This is a genomic window from Cypionkella sinensis, assembly GCF_042646385.1.
Lineage (GTDB): Bacteria > Pseudomonadota > Alphaproteobacteria > Rhodobacterales > Rhodobacteraceae > Cypionkella > Cypionkella sinensis.
On the sequence record NZ_JBHRTO010000001.1, the window covers coordinates 645,784 to 660,996 of the forward strand.

Genomic DNA, 15,213 nt, shown 5'->3' on the forward strand with positions numbered 1-15,213 from the left:
CCTGACGAATGGGAGGTTTGCTTGATATGGTTAGGTGGACAGGGTGAGGCCCCGGATCGGGTCCGGGGCGGCTTGAGGCTGCTGGCGGCGTTGCGGATTATCTGTGGCGGGGTGGCCCTCGCGTGTGATTGCGCCCTTGAAGCCAGACGGTGCAGGGGGCATGAAGGTGTCCGAACTCCTGCGCGCGATGCGGGACGCTAAAGCTATGAGGATCAGCCATGCCTGTTTATCGTTCCAGAACCACCACTCACGGCCGCAATATGGCGGGGGCGCGCGGGCTTTGGCGGGCGACGGGGATGAAGGATGGCGATTTCGGCAAGCCGATCATTGCGATTGTGAACTCGTTCACCCAGTTCGTTCCCGGCCATGTGCACTTGAAAGATTTGGGTCAAATGGTGGCGCGCGAGGTCGAGGCTGCGGGCGGCGTGGCCAAGGAATTCAACACCATCGCGGTCGATGATGGCATTGCGATGGGGCATGACGGGATGCTCTATAGCCTGCCCTCGCGTGAGTTGATCGCCGATAGCGTGGAATACATGGTCAACGCGCATTGCGCCGATGCGATGGTGTGCATTTCCAACTGCGACAAGATCACCCCCGGCATGTTGATGGCGGCGATGCGGTTGAACATTCCGGTGGTGTTCGTCTCGGGCGGGCCAATGGAAGCGGGCAAGGCGTTTGTGAAGGGCCGCGAACTGGCGCTGGATCTGGTTGATGCGATGGTGGTGGCGGCAGATGATGCCTACACCGATGCCGAGGTGGATGCGATCGAGAAGGAAGCTTGCCCGACTTGCGGGTCGTGCTCGGGTATGTTCACCGCCAATTCGATGAACTGTCTGACCGAGGCTCTGGGGCTGTCGCTGCCGGGCAATGGTTCGACCCTTGCCACCCATGCTGACCGCAAGCGGCTGTTTGTCGAAGCCGGGCATCTGATTGTCGATATCACCAAGCGGTATTACGAACAGAACGATGCCTCGGTGCTGCCGCGCAACGTCGCCTCGAAAGCCGCGTTTGAGAATGCGATGGCGCTCGATATCGCGATGGGTGGCTCGACCAACACCATCCTGCATATCCTTGCGGCCGCGCGTGAGGGCGGCATTGACTTCAATCAGGACGATATCGACCAGTTGAGCCGCCGCGTGCCCTGCCTGTGCAAAGTGGCCCCGGCGAAGCAGGATGTGCATATGGAGGATGTCCACCGCGCGGGTGGCATCATGGCAATTCTGGGCCAGTTGGACAATGCAGGCCTGTTGAACCGCGATTGCCCGACCATTCACGCGCCGACGATGGGGGCGGCGCTGGATCATTGGGACATCAGCCGCACCAATCATCAGGCGGTGCGCGATTTCTATATGGCCGCGCCAGGTGGCGTGCGCACGACTGTGGCATTTTCCACCAACAACCGTTTCCGCAATCTGGATCTGGATCGTGAGAAGGGCGTCATCCGCTCGGTCAAGCACGCGTTTTCCACCGAAGGCGGGCTTGCGGTGCTCAAGGGCAACATCGCGCCCGATGGCTGCATCGTCAAAACTGCCGGGGTAGATGAATCCATTCTGGTGTTCGCGGGCCCTGCGCGGGTGTTTGAAAGCCAGAATGCCGCTGTCGAGGCGATCTTGTCGAACTGGATCAAGGAAGGCGATGTGCTGGTGATCCGCTATGAGGGGCCGAAGGGCGGGCCGGGGATGCAAGAGATGCTGTATCCGACCTCGTATCTGAAATCCAAGGGCCTTGGTAAAGCCTGCGCGCTGCTGACCGATGGGCGGTTCTCGGGCGGCACTTCGGGCCTGTCGATTGGCCACGTCTCGCCCGAGGCAGCGTCTGGCGGGCTGATCGGGCTGGTGGAAGAAGGCGACCGGATCGAGATCAACATCCCGGCGCGCACCATTCATCTGGCGGTGTCAGAAGCTGATCTGGCAAAACGTCGCGCGGCGCAGGATGCCAAGGGCTGGAAACCTGCCAAGCCGCGGCCGCGCAAAGTGTCACAGGCGTTGCGGGCTTATGGGTTGTTCGCGACCTCGGCTGCGACCGGGGCTGTGCGGCAGTTGCCGGACGAATAACGTCGATTGGTGCAGATCTTGGCGCGTGGGGCTTAACGGCCCCCGCGCCAACTTGCACGCATCAGGCGGGTGAGGTGGTTTTCAGGAAGCTTTGCGGCGGGGTGCCAAAGGCTGCACGGAAAGCGGCCGTAAAGGCGCTTGGGCTGCCGTAGCCCAAGGCATAGGCGATGGTCGCGCTGCTTTCCCCGCGCGTCAGACGCTCAATCGCCAGCAAAAGGCGTTGCCGCGCGCGCCATTGCCGATAGCTGAGGCCGGTTTCCTGCCTGAACAGCCGTTCCAGCGTGCGCGGGCTGGTGGCCGCACTGCGGGCAAGGTCGGGCAGGGTGGTCGCATCGTCAGGGTGGTTCATCAGATGGCGCGTCAGCCGCACAAGACGGCGATCTTGCCCGCCCGGCAGGTGCAGGGGTGCTTCGTGCAGAGCCTCAATCTCATCCGCGATCACATCGCACAGGCGTAGCAAGCGCGGCGAGTAGGCCGTGGCCGTGCTCTCGGTATGCAGACGCAGGATCAGCGCACGCATAAGGTCGCTGAGGCTGAGAACAGCACAGGTGCGATTGCCGGGCCGCAACGGGCGGGACGCGTCGATATAGAGATTGCGGATCTGCACCTCGGTTTCGGTCTGCACCGCATGCGGCACATCAGCGGGCACCCAGACCGCGTGGCTGGTTGGCACGATCCAGGTTTCCGCCCCAGCCGTCACGCGCAAAACGCCTGCCGTTGCCCATAGCAGTTGCGCGCGTGGGTGGCGATGCGGGGCGATGCCGTCTTGCGGCGGCATGGTGCGGCCATGCGCAAGGATCGGGCGCGCCGGGTCTTGCTGATAACCGATGGCGCTGGGGGCTTGATTTGGCGTTTCAGCGATATGTTTTGACATGATGCAGGTCTAACGCAATCGCGGTCTTGCGGCTAGTGTCTGCCCGAAAGCGAATGGAGCAGGCGGATGCAGCGGATTGGATTCTCAGGCAAGCAGGCGATGATGGCGGCTGTAATCGCGGGCGCCCTTGTGCTGGCGGTGTGGTCGCCTGCCGTCTTGACGCTGGCGCAGGCGCGGATTCTAGCGGTTGTGCTGGTGACGCTGGGATTCTGGGCCAGCGGGGTGGTGCCCAGCTATTTCGCCAGTCTGGTGCTGTTTGCGGTGGTGCTGGTGTTGGGGCTGGCCCCGGCGGATTTGGTATTCGCGGGCTTTGGCTCTACCGCTGTCTGGCTGATCGTCTCGGGCTTTGTGATCGGGGCTGCGATCAGCGCTTCGGGGTTGGGCAGGGTGTTGGCGCAGGCTTTGGCTCCGGTGCTGGACGGCAGCTATGCAAGGATGATCTTTGGCTTGACGTTGGTCGCGATGGTGCTGGGCTTTGTCATGCCGTCCTCGGTGGGCAGGGCGGTTGTGCTGGTGCCGATCGGCATGGCCTTGGCGGATCGGGCCGGGTTTGCGCCCGGCTCAAACGGGCGGATCGGCATTGCGGTGACGCTAGCCATCGCCTGCAACATGCCAAGCTTTGCCATTCTGCCGGCGAATATCCCCAACATGGTGTTGTCGGGCGCGGCAGAGACGATTTATGGCACGCATTTTGGTTATATGGGCTATCTGCTGCTGCATTATCCGGTTCTCGGATTGGCGAAATCGGCAGTAACGGCGGCGCTAGTGTTGCGGATGTTTCCGGCAGAGGTGGCCGCGCAGAAGGTGGCGGATACCAAGGTGACAGCGCCCGCTGACAGATCAGCACAGTTGCGGGTGGCTGCCGTGTTGCTGCTGACGCTGCTTTTGTGGATGACAGATGCGTTGCACGGCGTGAATGCGGCTTGGGTCGGGCTGGCGGCGGCAGTCGTGTTGCTCAGCCCTGGGTTTGGCGTGGTCTCGCCGCAGGCGTTCAAGGCGGCGGTGGACTTTGGCTTGCTGCTGTTCGTGGTGGGCGCGCTGGCCGTGGGGGCGTTGGTCAATGCCTCGGGGCTTGGCGCGCTGATCGGGCAGGGGTTGCAGGCGGTGTTGCCACTGCATCCGGGGGCCACGGCGGGGAATTTCGCGGCATTGTCGCTGATGTCGATGCTGACGGGGGTTCTGACGACCGTTCCCAGCGTGCCATCGGTACTGACCCCTATGGCGGAAGGCCTGTCGCAGGCAAGCGGCTTTGACCTGCCCGCCGTGCTGATGACGCAGGTCGTGGGCTTTTCCACAGTGCTGCTGCCATATCAGGTGGCGCCACTCGTGGTTGCAATGGGGCTTTCCGGTGAGAAGGTCGGCTCTTTGGCCCGGGTTTTGCTGCGGCTGGCGGCTGTTACGCTGCTTTTGCTGCTGCCGCTGGACTATCTGTGGTGGCGGCTGCTCGGCTGGATCTGAGGCGCTGCGCGATGGGGCAGAATGGGGCGATCCACCCGCTCCGTCGAACGGGGTTGGCTTCCCGCGTCACGCGCGCTAGTTTACCGGCTATCTTGGCGGGATGATATTGTGGCGACTGGCGTGGAAAATGCAGAGAAATCAACGGCGCACCGCTTGTCGGTCGCGCCGATGATGGAATGGACAGACCGGCATTGCCGTGTTTTTCATCGCTTGATGACCCGCCGCGCCATGCTTTACACCGAGATGGTGACATCCGCCGCCGTCCTGCATGGGCCGAAACACCGCCTGCTGGATTACAGCGCCGTCGAGCATCCGGTGGCGCTGCAACTCGGTGGCTCTGACCCGCGCGAACTGGCGGAAGCCACGCGGATCGCGCGCGACTGGGGATATGACGAGATCAACCTGAACGTCGGCTGCCCTTCGGACCGGGTGCAGTCGGGTTGCTTTGGCGCGGTGTTGATGGAGCGTCCGGCGCTGGTCGCTGAATGCGTTGCAGCGATGCGGGCCGAGGCGGATGTGCCGGTGACGGTGAAATGCCGCATCGGCGTGGATGAGCAAGACCCCGAACTGGTGCTGCCTGATTTTCTGGAAAAGGTGTCGGCGGCCGGGGTTTCGCATTTCATCATCCACGCCCGCAAGGCCTGGCTGAAAGGCTTGTCACCAAAAGAAAACCGCGAGATTCCGCCGCTCAACTATGACCTTGTGCTGCGGATGAAGGCGGCATTTCCGCATCTGACGATCTGCATCAATGGTGGCATCACCTCGCTGGAGCAGGCGAAAGCTCTGCTTGATCAGGGTCTTGACGGCGTCATGCTGGGTCGTGCGGCCTATCACGATCCCTCCAGCGTGCTGGTCGGTGCGGATGCTCTGTGGGGCGATGCCGCGGGCCTTGATGCCTTTGGCGCGGTCGAGGCGATGCGGCCCTATATTCAGATCCACATCGCCGAAGGTGGCCGGCTGCACCAGATCACCCGGCACATGCTGGGCACGTTTACCGGGCGTCCCGGCGCGCGCGGTTGGCGCCGGGTGCTGTCAGAGCGCGCCAACAAACCCGGCGCGGGGCTTGAAGTGCTGGATGCAGCCCTGGCCGAGCTTCACTTGGCTGCCAGCGCTGCCTGACGCGGCACCAGCCGCGACAGAGCCAGTGAAATCAAACCACACAGCGCAATCGCGCCCAGCATGGGCACCACTGTGCCATTCATGAACGGCCCCGTCGCCGCCACCAGCACACCTGCGGCGACCATCTGCATGGTGCCGCCCAAAGATGCCGCAAGGCCCGCATGTTCGCCCTGTTCCTCCAGCGCCAGCACTTGTGCTGTGGGCAACACAACGCCAAGGAACATGTTTGCCAGAAACAACCCCGCGATGGTCACGTAAAGGTTGGCAAATCCCAACAGGGCCAACCCGAACAGGGCGAAGGTCGCCAGCGCAAAGCCGGTGGTGGCAACGACGATCATCTTCTTCGCCCCCACCTTGCGACTGATCGTGGCGGCGAATTGCGATGCGGTGAAGAAGCCAAAGGCATTGATTGCGAAAGCAAACGAGAACTGCGTCGGGCTTAGGCCGAATTGCCCGGTGTAGACAAAAGACGCCGAGGCGATGAAGACGAAAAAGCTGGCAAAGGCGAACCCGGCCAGAAAGGTCAGCGCCAGAAAGCCGCGGTCGGTGAACAGCACGCCCAGACCCTTGCGCATGGTCGCTACATCAAAGCGTTGCCGGTTTTCGGCGGACAGCGTCTCGTCCACCATGAAGTAGATCAGGAAAAAGCTCAGGCTTGCCGCCAGCAACAGCGCCCAGAACACCAGCCGCCAAGTGCCAAACGCCAGCAGTGCCGAGCCAGACAGCGGTGCCAGCAGCGGCGAAATCGCGATGACGATCATGATCGTGGACATCATGCGCGTGGCATCTGCCCCGGTGGCAAGGTCGCGGATCATGGCGCGCAGCACCACCATGTTGGCAGCACCGCCAATGCCTTGAATAAAGCGGCCAAAGATCAGCACCTCGACCGTTGGGGCCAGCGCGCAGATCACCGTGCCGATCATGAACAGGGCAAGGCCCGCATACATCGGCGGCTTGCGGCCTGCCTGATCGGCCCACGGCCCGTAAATCATTTGCGCCAGACCAAAGGCGAGGAAATAGGCCACGATCGTCCACTGCACCGCCTGCATCGAGGTGCCCAGATGCGCCTGAATATCGGGCATCGCGGGCAGATACATGTCAATCGCGAACGGCCCGACGGCGGCAACAAGGCCAAGGATCAGAGAGTAGCGCATCAGGGATACGGATTTTGGCATAATAACCTCAAATGTCGGACAAGGGGGCGGGTTTAGCCGGGATTGTGGCCGAGGGGAAGCCATGAACGGCTGGTATGCCGGGCCAAGTCGGGCTAAGCCTGCGCTGAACTGCCGTAGCCGAGGGAACAGCCGCCATGCCTGATATGAATGAATTGTTGCCGATGGTGGCGCTCTTGTTCGTGATTGGTGGCGTGGCCGGGGTTGTGGCGGGGCTGCTTGGAGTGGGCGGCGGCATCGTTCTGGTGCCTGCATTTTTCTATGCCTTCACTCATCTGGGCTATGACGGGCCGCAACTGATGCAGATTTGTGTCGCGACCTCGCTTGCGACGATCGTGGTGACTTCGCCGCGCTCGGTGGCGTCGCATCACAAGAAGGGTGCGGTGGATTGGCAGATGTTGCGCGACTGGGCACCGTTCATCATCGCGGGAGCCTTGGCGGGAACCTTGGTGGCATCCATGGTGAAATCCGTGGTGTTGCAGGTGGTGTTTGGCGTGCTGGCTGGGTTGGCGGGGCTTTACATGGCGTTCGGGCGGCCGACATGGCGGCTGGGCGCGGCGCTGCCGGGGCAGCCGTTGCGGGCGATCATGGCGTCGGTGCTGGCGTTTTGCTCGGCAATGATGGGGATCGGCGGCGGGACGTTCGGCGTGCCGTTGATGAGCCTTTATGGCGTGCCGATCCATCGGGCGGTGGCAACGGCTGCGGGGCTGGGGGTGTTGATTGCGACGCCTTCGGTGCTGGGCTTCCTGTTCGTGCCGATTGAGAACGCGCCGCCCTATACTGTGGGGGCCGTCAATCTGCCCGCGTTTCTGGTGGTGATCGGATCGACCATGCTGACGACGCCTTGGGGGGTGAAACTGGCACATGCGATGGACCCCAAACCGTTGAAACGGGCGTTTGCGCTGTTCATCACCTTGGTGGCTCTGAATATGCTGCGCAAGGTTGCGGGCTGGTAGAACAGGTGCCGTCCCAACTCGGGACCAAATTTAACCTATTAAAATCATATCCTTACGAATAGAATTTTACGGATTGTTAAGATTCATAGCCTGAAGCCGTGCGGTTGGGACGCGTATCTGCGCGCAAATGGCCCCGCCGTCTGCGCAAAGTTGCCCAAGTTTGACCATGAAGTTCCGCCAAGCCTTGCCTGAGGTTGATCGCCAGCACTGTGGCTGCGGTTAGCACGTGTCTGCCTGGGCTGGGGGGCCTTGGCGGCGCGGTTGGGCTTATGTGCAAAGGCTGCTGGCTATGGGATCTTTGGCTGCGACATCGACAAGCGATATTGCGATGATCAACATCGTGATGAAGGCCGCCGATGGCTCGGGTGGGGTCTGGCAAGATCCGGTGCAACTGATCCCGCAAGACATGTACGGCAACCCCGAACAATTCGTGGCGAGCATCCGCACCGCCTTGCCGCTGGTGAACAACCTGCGCATTCAGTTCAACGAATACTCGTTCAATCCAGATGGCAGCCTGCATCCGCAGATGGAACGGTTTCTGGCGGCGGCAGTTGCTGCGGGCTATCAGTTGACCATGGTCTATGCCGGGGGCGATGCGCAAAACATCGGGCGCGGCAGCGAAGGCTGGCCCGCCCTGAGCAATGCCGAGGCCTATGATGCCCTGCAGGCCAATTACGGTGATGTGGCAGGTGCGTGGACCCGGATGCTTGATTGGATGGATCAGCACCAGACCGTCGAGGATGCGGTTTATGGCTGGGAGTTGATGAACGAATCCGCGGGCTACAAACATTCGGTGCGCGCCAATGGCACGCAAGGCGATCTGGGTAAGTCCGATTTCGTGCAGCTTTACGCGGATCATGTGATCGCGTTGACGGAACTGATCGAGGCGCGGGTGCCGGGCCATATCCTTGTCGGGGGCTGGGGCTATAACGGAGATTTCCTGACGCTGGCAGGCACGCAGATTGGCGGCGTTTCCGCGTTGGACTATCTGCGCACGGGAGTGGGCGACAATCTGGTGTGGTCGTCGCATCTCTATCCCGGTTGGATGGGCACCGAGGTGCCGAACACAACTGCCGAACTGACGCGGTTGCTCGATAGCCTGTTCGGCGCTGTCGCTGGCGATGCCTTGCTGGTCACTGAAACCAATGCCGATGGCAAAGTCGATGATCCGGGAACCGCGTTGGACGAGGTCGATCTTGCCACCGCAAGTTATGAATGGTTCGCGGCACATGGCATCGGCCTTGGTTGGTTTCCGGGTCTGCAAACCGGCGCGTCCAGCCTGATGGTGATCAACGCCGATGGCTCGCTGACCGCGCGGCATCAGCATTCGCTGGCCCATGCGATGAACGCCTATTCGCTGGGCCAGCAGGGCACGGCTGCACAGGCCGCGGGCACGGTCGTGGGCGTCAACATGGTCAGAGTAAACCTGCGCAACGAAGGCTATGAGATCACCGCAGGCGAAGCGAGTGGCGATGTCTCGGAATATGCCGGGTTTGGCTTTGGCTATGCGGGCAATGATACCATTAACGGCCGTGCCACCTCGAATGATTTTCTTTATGGCGGCACCGGCAATGATCAGCTCTCGGGATTCGCGGGCGATGATTTTCTGTTCGGTCAGGACGGTGTTGACAATTTGATCGGCGGCGGCGGCATTGATGCGCTGTTTGGCGGGCGCGGCAATGACCGGCTGGATGGCGGTATCGGACGCGATCAGCTTTATGGCGGGCTGGGCAATGACACCTATATCGTTGATCAAACAGCAGATTCCGTGCGCGAATTGGTGGGCGAGGGTGTCGATACGGTGCTGAGCATGGCGCGGGTCTATTCGCTGACCCGGCCGGGGCTGGAGGCGCAGACTCAGGTTGAGCATCTGACCTTCATCGGCACCGGCAATTTCACCGGCACGGGAAATGAATTGGCCAATCGGCTGACCGGCGGTGCGGGCAGTGATCGCCTTTACGGTTTGGACGGGCAGGATAGCCTGACGGGTGCGGACGGGAATGATCGGCTGGACGGCGGCACAGGCCGTGACCTGCTGGATGGCGGCATGGGCAATGACACCTATGTCGTCGATCAAGCCGCAGATATGGTGCGCGAACTGGTGGACGCAGGGGTGGATACGGTGCTGAGCACGGCACAGGTCTATTCGCTGACACGGGCTGGTCTTGAGGTGCAAACGCAGATCGAAAATCTCAGTTTCATCGGCACCGGCAGTTTCATTGGCACTGGCAATGCCTTGGCCAATCGGCTGACCGGCGGGGCCGGCAATGACCGGCTTTACGGGCTTGACGGTCAGGACAGCTTGATCGGTGGTGCTGGCAATGACAGGCTGGATGGCGGCACCGGGCGGGATTTTCTGACCGGGGGGGAGGGCGCGGATCAATTCATCTTCGCGAAAACCTCGGGCGCCGATCGGGTGATGGATTTTCAGGACAACGTCGATACCTTGGTGATCGCGGGCTTCGCCGGGGTGACGACCGCAGCGCAAGCTTTGAGTTATGCGGTGCAGTCCGGCGCGAATGTGATTTTCAGCTTTGGCGAAGGCGATGGGCTGGTCGTTCTGAACACCACCAGAGAGGCATTGCTGGACGATATTCTGATCGCGTGACCCGTTTATCGCCTGCGTCGCGGCGGCGGGGCTGGCATGGCGAGGGTCATCTTGGTGGCCAGCGCGGGCAGGGTGTTGTTGATGCTGCCGGTCATATGGCCCGGTTCGGCATCCAGCACATAGGTCTCGGTGGTTTCGCCATCTGCCGAAGGTTCCCACTGGATCGACAGGCCGGGGCGGGTGTCATTCAGGGTGACGATGCCCTGCATCAGCGCGCCGCGCACGGGTTGCGTCAGGATGTTTTCGGGGCGGCGGGTGGTGTAGAACACCACGTATTGATCCGAAATATAGTAGTAATACGGCTCGGTTACGGTCTCGATCTGCCACCAGCCGACCGCCCAGGCGGGCATCGGATCGCGCGCATCATCGCCAGTGCAGGCCCAGAACACAATGCGCGGCACGCCAAAGATGCCGCGCTCGGACATGCCAGCCCCGTTCGAGCCCGGCGCGCCGTTCTGGATGATATGTTCGCCGTTCCACAATTCGGTATGCAGGCCATAGCCATTGTCGCGGAAGGTGATGATACCGGCGCGGCCTGCAAGGCGGGCCTTGATGGCGTGGATATCGCCATGCGCCGGGCCGGAATACACCGTATCGCCGCGACCGTAACGGTTGGTGAGATAAGTCTCCAACTCATCAACTGCGCCCAGATAATAGTTCTGCCCCAGCCGCGCACAGGCGCGCCGATAGCTGCGGGCGGGGATATTGTGTTCGGGGCCTGCAAGGTTCAGCGCTTCGGAGACCTGAAAGCAACAAGGCGTGTTGCGCGGGCCGGTATTGCCTTGGTTCAGCGCATCCATGTAGTCGCTGATATGCTTGGGCAGGCGGTTGTAGGTGGGATATCCGGCGCGCAGGGTGGCAAAATCCACAGGGATTTGCCCCAGGGTGGGAATTGGCATGGCAACCTCGTCTCGCTGAAAACGGCTTTGAAATATGAAAGCAGGCTGCGCCTTGGGGCGAGTCGTGTCAACGTTTGTGCGCGGGGCTGGGCGGGGAACGCTCCGCGGGGGATATTTAGGCAGAGAGGATGACCAGAGCGGCGGTGTCAGCGTTCGGGGTTGGTCATTCTGGCCATCCGGCCACCGCGGCGTTTGGTGAGAGTGCTGGCGCGGGCCGGGAGTTCGGCCATGATGGCGCGGCGCTGGTCTGGTGTCAGGCGCGACCAGCCTGCGATTTCGTCGATGCTGCGGTAGCAGCCGACACAGATGCGGGCCTCGGAGTGGACGACGCAAAGCTTGACGCAAGGAGATTCAATCTCGGCGCGTTTCCAGACTTCATCCATTGGTTTTGCTCATATAGCCCAGCCGATCCAGCACGCCTTGCAGGATATAGCTTGCGGCGATCTGGTCAATGACCTCGCGGCGGCGCTTGCGAGAGGTGTCACCCTCAAGCAGCGCGCGTTCGGCGGCGACGGTCGACAGGCGTTCATCCCAGAAGGTGATCGGCAGATCGGTCAGCTTGACCAGATTGCGCGCGAAAGCTTGCGTTGACTGCACGCGCGGGCCGGGGCTGCCGTCCATGTTCAGGGGCAGGCCAAGGATGATGCCTGCCACATTGCGCTCAGTCAGCACTGCCAGCAATTCGGCGGCGTCGGTGGTGAATTTTACCCGGCGGACGGTGTGGATCGGCGTGGCGACAGAGCGGCGCAGGTCAGACACCGCGATGCCGATGGTCTTGTCGCCCAGATCAAGCCCGCAGATGGCGCGTCCCGGTGGCAGGGCGGCGAGAAATTCGCTGATTTCGGTCAGGATCACGGCGTGACCCCGGCATCAGAGGCGGCGGCTTCGATCTTGCCAAGGGCTGCGTCATCGCTTTTGAACGTCTGCACAGCCTTTTCATAGATCGCCTTGGCGTGATCTTTTTCGCCCAGCACAGCCAGCGACGAGATCAGCTTGACCCATTCTTCCACCGGGCCGCCTTCGCTGGTCAGCCGGGTTTCAAGCTGGGCCACCATACCCTTGATCATGTCTTGCCGATCTTGCGCCGACATCTGGCCCGCGTTGGCGACATCTTCGGCCGAGGGGCCTTTCGCGTCGGGCAGTTGGTACTTGATGCCAGCCGCATCGGCGGTGTCTTGCAACATGCCCCGGATCGGCGCAATCCATGGGGCGTCGGCGGGGCCTTCGCGGAGCAGCGGCTCCCACAGGGCAAAGGCACGGTCGGGGCGGCCGATTTCGGCAAACATCAGGCCCGAGAAATAGCGGGCAAGCGGATTGGTCGGATCAATTTGCAGGGCGCGGATCAGGTGCTGTTCGGCCTCGGGCGTCACCACCCCGCCAGCGGCGAAGATCATGGTCTGGGCAAGCCCGGCGTGATCATTGGCGGATGCCTTGTCGCCGATCAGATCAAGCAGATGCTGTTGCGCTTTGCGGGCGGCGACATAGTTGCCAAGTTGGGCTTCGTTTTTTGCAAGCAGGGCAAGGCCTTGCTGATCATCCGGGCGGGCCGCGACGGCGGCGCGCAGCTTTTCCATCAGCGCGGTGAATTCGGCATCGGGCTGCGGCGCGGCGGCGGGGGCAGGGGCCGCGGCCTCGGCAGCCTCTTGGTTGGGGCGGTCAGTATAGGCTTGTTCAGCCATCGCGATACGGTCCGACAGTGGCAGATCGCCATAGCCGGGCGCGCCGAGACGGTCGTAAAGATAAAGTGCCGCGCAGGCTGCCAGCCCCAGTCCCACGGCCATCGGCAGCAGGGCTGCCTTGCCACTGGCGGTGGGCGCAGGGCGGGCGCGGTCGGCATCCAGCAGGCGGCGCGAGACCTCGATCTTCACCCGCTCGGCCTCGGCAGGCGAGATCACGGCACGGGCCGCGTCGCGGTCCACTTCCGCCAACTGATCGCGGTAGACCTTCAGCGCTGCATCGCCGTCGCTGGCCGCATCTCCGCGGCGATAGGCTTGCAACAGGATCGCCGTCACCCCAGCCGTCAGCGCCACCACCGCAGCCCAAAAGATCCAATCCTGCATCATCCGCCCCTTGATATCTGGCCCCGATGTAGGCGGTTTGCCCGCATGACAAAAGGGGGGATTCTGCCGCAGGCTTCACGCTTGGTTCAAAACCGCCGCGCGTGTCGCAATTTTCCCGATTGTGCCGCTGGTGGTGCGGGATAAAAACAGGGATCACGCGATAAGCGGCAGAAGATAAGGGGGCCAGCCCATGAAACGCTATTCGGTATTCGCCATCGCCAAACAAGCGATGAATCATCACCTTGGATGGGAGCGCGCCTGGGCGGCTCCGGCCCCGAAAAAGGCCTATGATGTGATCATCGTAGGGGCTGGCGGGCACGGGTTGGCGACGGCCTATTATCTGGGCAAGAATTTCGGCATCACCAATGTCGCGGTGATCGAAAAGGGCTGGCTCGGCGGTGGCAACACCGGGCGCAACACCACAATCATCCGGTCGAACTATCTGCAAGACCCCTCGGCTGCGATCTATGAGAAGGCGCGCAGCCTTTATGAGACGATGTCGCAAGATCTGAACTATAACGTGATGTTCAGTCCGCGCGGCCTGCTGATGCTGGGGCAGACGCATCACGAGGTGCGCGGCTATCTGCGCACGGTGCATGCCAACAACCTACAAGGGGTGGCGACCGAGTGGATTTCGCCGCAGCGGGTCAAAGAACTGGTGCCGATCATCAACATCGACGGGCCGCGCTATCCGATTTTGGGGGCTTTGTATCAGGCGCGTGGCGGCACCGCGCGGCATGATGCGGTGGCTTGGGGCTATGCGCGGGCGTGCTCGGACATGGGCATGGACATTATCCAGCAGTGCGAGGTGAAGGGCGTCACGCAGGAAAACGGCGTTGTCACCGGGGTGGAGACCACCAAGGGCTTTATCGGCTGCAAGAAGCTGGGCGTTGTGGTGGCGGGCCATTCGGGGCAAGTGGCTGAAATGGCGGGCTTCCGTCTGCCGGTTGAGGCTGTGGCTTTGCAGGCCATGGTGTCCGAGCCGATCAAGCCCTGCATGGATGTGGTGGTGATGGCCAACACCGTGCACGGCTACATGTCGCAATCCGACAAGGGCGAGATGGTGATCGGCGGCGGCACCGACGGATTCAACAACTTCACCCAGCGCGGCTCTTTCCACCATATCGAGGAAACCCTGCGTGCGTTGATCGAAACCTTCCCGATGATCTCGCGTCTGAAAATGCTGCGGCAGTGGGGCGGTATTGTGGACATGACCGGCGACCGTTCGCCCATCATCTCGAAAACCCCGCTGGGCAATTGCTTTATCAACTGCGGCTGGGGCACCGGCGGCTTCAAGGCCATTCCGGGATCAGGCTGGGCGATGGCCGAGCTGATGGCCAAGGGCGAGCCGGGGGCTTTGGCCGAGGCGTTCAACATGTGGCGCTTCAAGGAAGGCCAGTTTATCGACGAATCCGTGGCCGCCGGGGTGGCGCACTGATGCAGGCCCACGCCGCCTTGGGGAACCATAACGCATTTTCGCGCGTTGCCTTGCCAGATACACTCTGCAAGGAGACTTCCCCATGGCTGAAGAATATCGCACGCCGCCTGAACGCGACATCCGCGTCACCGAACCAAAACCTGCAAGCAACTTGGGCTTCATCGTCGGCGGCCTTGTCGTCGCTGTGGCACTGCTTTTGTGGTTTGTTTTCGGAGACAGCAATATGGGCGCGAAAAACACCGGCGACACAAACAACGTCACCGTCGAAACCCCGGCAACGCCGGCACCAGCTCCGGCTGACCCTGTCCAACCAGCGCCGGCTGACCCAGTTGCGCCAGCCCCAGCTGACCCTGTCACCCCGGCCCCTGCCGATCCGGTTGCTCCCGCTCCGGCTGACCCGGTTGTGCCTGCGCCCGCAGACCCGGCTCCTGCCACGCCTCCGGCAGCACCTGCCAACCCGTAACATTGGCGGCCTGACGGCTGGCATTGATCTGACAATATTGGGCGGACACCGTGCGGTGTCCGCCCTTTTTCCGTATCCGCAAGGGCCTGTGGCGCTTGCTTCGAATTTG

At 62.1% G+C, this 15,213-nt stretch carries 13 protein-coding genes; 7 read left to right on the plus strand and 6 right to left on the minus strand.

Going from position 1 to position 15,213, the window contains the following annotated elements; genetic code table 11:
- Positions 1–218: 218 nt before the first annotated feature.
- Positions 219–2,057 (plus strand): dihydroxy-acid dehydratase, encoded by a 1,839-nt coding sequence (gene ilvD / locus ACFOGH_RS03235; protein WP_380071618.1) that lies wholly within the window; start codon positions 219–221, stop codon positions 2,055–2,057.
- 61 nt (positions 2,058–2,118) lie between these two features.
- Here the strand turns inward: ilvD and ACFOGH_RS03240 are convergent, their stop codons facing one another.
- On the minus strand, positions 2,119–2,931 hold the full coding sequence (locus ACFOGH_RS03240) for an AraC family transcriptional regulator (RefSeq protein WP_380071619.1): 813 nt from the start codon (positions 2,929–2,931) through the stop codon (positions 2,119–2,121).
- 66 nt (positions 2,932–2,997) lie between these two features.
- On the opposite strand from ACFOGH_RS03240, the gene ACFOGH_RS03245 reads away from it, so the two are divergent.
- A complete protein-coding gene (locus ACFOGH_RS03245; RefSeq protein WP_380071620.1) occupies positions 2,998–4,389 on the plus strand; it encodes an SLC13 family permease in 1,392 nt (463 codons plus the stop codon).
- Positions 4,390–4,497: 108 nt separating this feature from the next.
- Positions 4,498–5,508, plus strand: coding sequence for a tRNA dihydrouridine(20/20a) synthase DusA (gene dusA / locus ACFOGH_RS03250; RefSeq protein ID WP_380071621.1), 1,011 nt, complete (start codon positions 4,498–4,500; stop codon positions 5,506–5,508).
- Here the strand turns inward: dusA and ACFOGH_RS03255 are convergent.
- Positions 5,484–6,662: a multidrug effflux MFS transporter gene (locus ACFOGH_RS03255; RefSeq protein WP_380071622.1), complete on the minus strand. Its 1,179-nt coding sequence runs from the start codon at positions 6,660–6,662 to the stop codon at positions 5,484–5,486. The genes dusA and ACFOGH_RS03255 overlap by 25 nt on opposite strands.
- Before the next feature lie 155 nt (positions 6,663–6,817).
- Here ACFOGH_RS03255 and ACFOGH_RS03260 point away from each other — a divergent pair, with 155 nt between their 5' ends.
- Positions 6,818–7,636 (plus strand): sulfite exporter TauE/SafE family protein, encoded by an 819-nt coding sequence (locus ACFOGH_RS03260; protein ID WP_380071623.1) that lies wholly within the window; start codon positions 6,818–6,820, stop codon positions 7,634–7,636.
- 289 nt (positions 7,637–7,925) lie between these two features.
- Entirely contained in the window at positions 7,926–10,244 is a 2,319-nt protein-coding gene (locus tag ACFOGH_RS03265) for a calcium-binding protein (RefSeq protein ID WP_380071624.1), read from the plus strand.
- Positions 10,245–10,249: 5 nt separating this feature from the next.
- Here ACFOGH_RS03265 and ACFOGH_RS03270 read toward each other — a convergent pair whose 3' ends face one another.
- The 4 genes from ACFOGH_RS03270 to ccmI form a co-directional block, all read right to left on the minus strand.
- The gene (locus ACFOGH_RS03270; RefSeq protein WP_380071625.1) at positions 10,250–11,143 is read right to left on the minus strand and encodes a T6SS effector amidase Tae4 family protein; all 894 of its coding nucleotides are present in this window, start codon (positions 11,141–11,143) and stop codon (positions 10,250–10,252) included.
- Between the two features lie 146 nt (positions 11,144–11,289).
- A complete protein-coding gene (locus ACFOGH_RS03275; protein ID WP_380071626.1) occupies positions 11,290–11,526 on the minus strand; it encodes a DUF1289 domain-containing protein in 237 nt (78 codons plus the stop codon).
- Positions 11,519–11,998, minus strand: a complete 480-nt coding sequence (gene ruvX, locus ACFOGH_RS03280) for a Holliday junction resolvase RuvX (RefSeq protein WP_380071627.1) — start codon at positions 11,996–11,998, stop codon at positions 11,519–11,521. Before ruvX ends, ACFOGH_RS03275 begins: the two co-directional genes overlap by 8 nt.
- On the minus strand, positions 11,995–13,203 hold the full coding sequence (gene ccmI, locus ACFOGH_RS03285) for a c-type cytochrome biogenesis protein CcmI (RefSeq protein ID WP_380071628.1): 1,209 nt from the start codon (positions 13,201–13,203) through the stop codon (positions 11,995–11,997). Before ccmI ends, ruvX begins: the two co-directional genes overlap by 4 nt.
- 190 nt (positions 13,204–13,393) lie before the next feature.
- Here ccmI and ACFOGH_RS03290 point away from each other — a divergent pair, with 190 nt between their 5' ends.
- Together ACFOGH_RS03290 and ACFOGH_RS03295 are read left to right on the plus strand one after the other, a co-directional pair.
- Positions 13,394–14,641 (plus strand): sarcosine oxidase subunit beta family protein, encoded by a 1,248-nt coding sequence (locus ACFOGH_RS03290; RefSeq protein ID WP_380071629.1) that lies wholly within the window; start codon positions 13,394–13,396, stop codon positions 14,639–14,641.
- A gap of 82 nt (positions 14,642–14,723) precedes the next feature.
- Positions 14,724–15,104, plus strand: a complete 381-nt coding sequence (locus ACFOGH_RS03295; RefSeq protein WP_380071630.1) for a hypothetical protein — start codon at positions 14,724–14,726, stop codon at positions 15,102–15,104.
- Positions 15,105–15,213 lie beyond the last annotated feature (109 nt).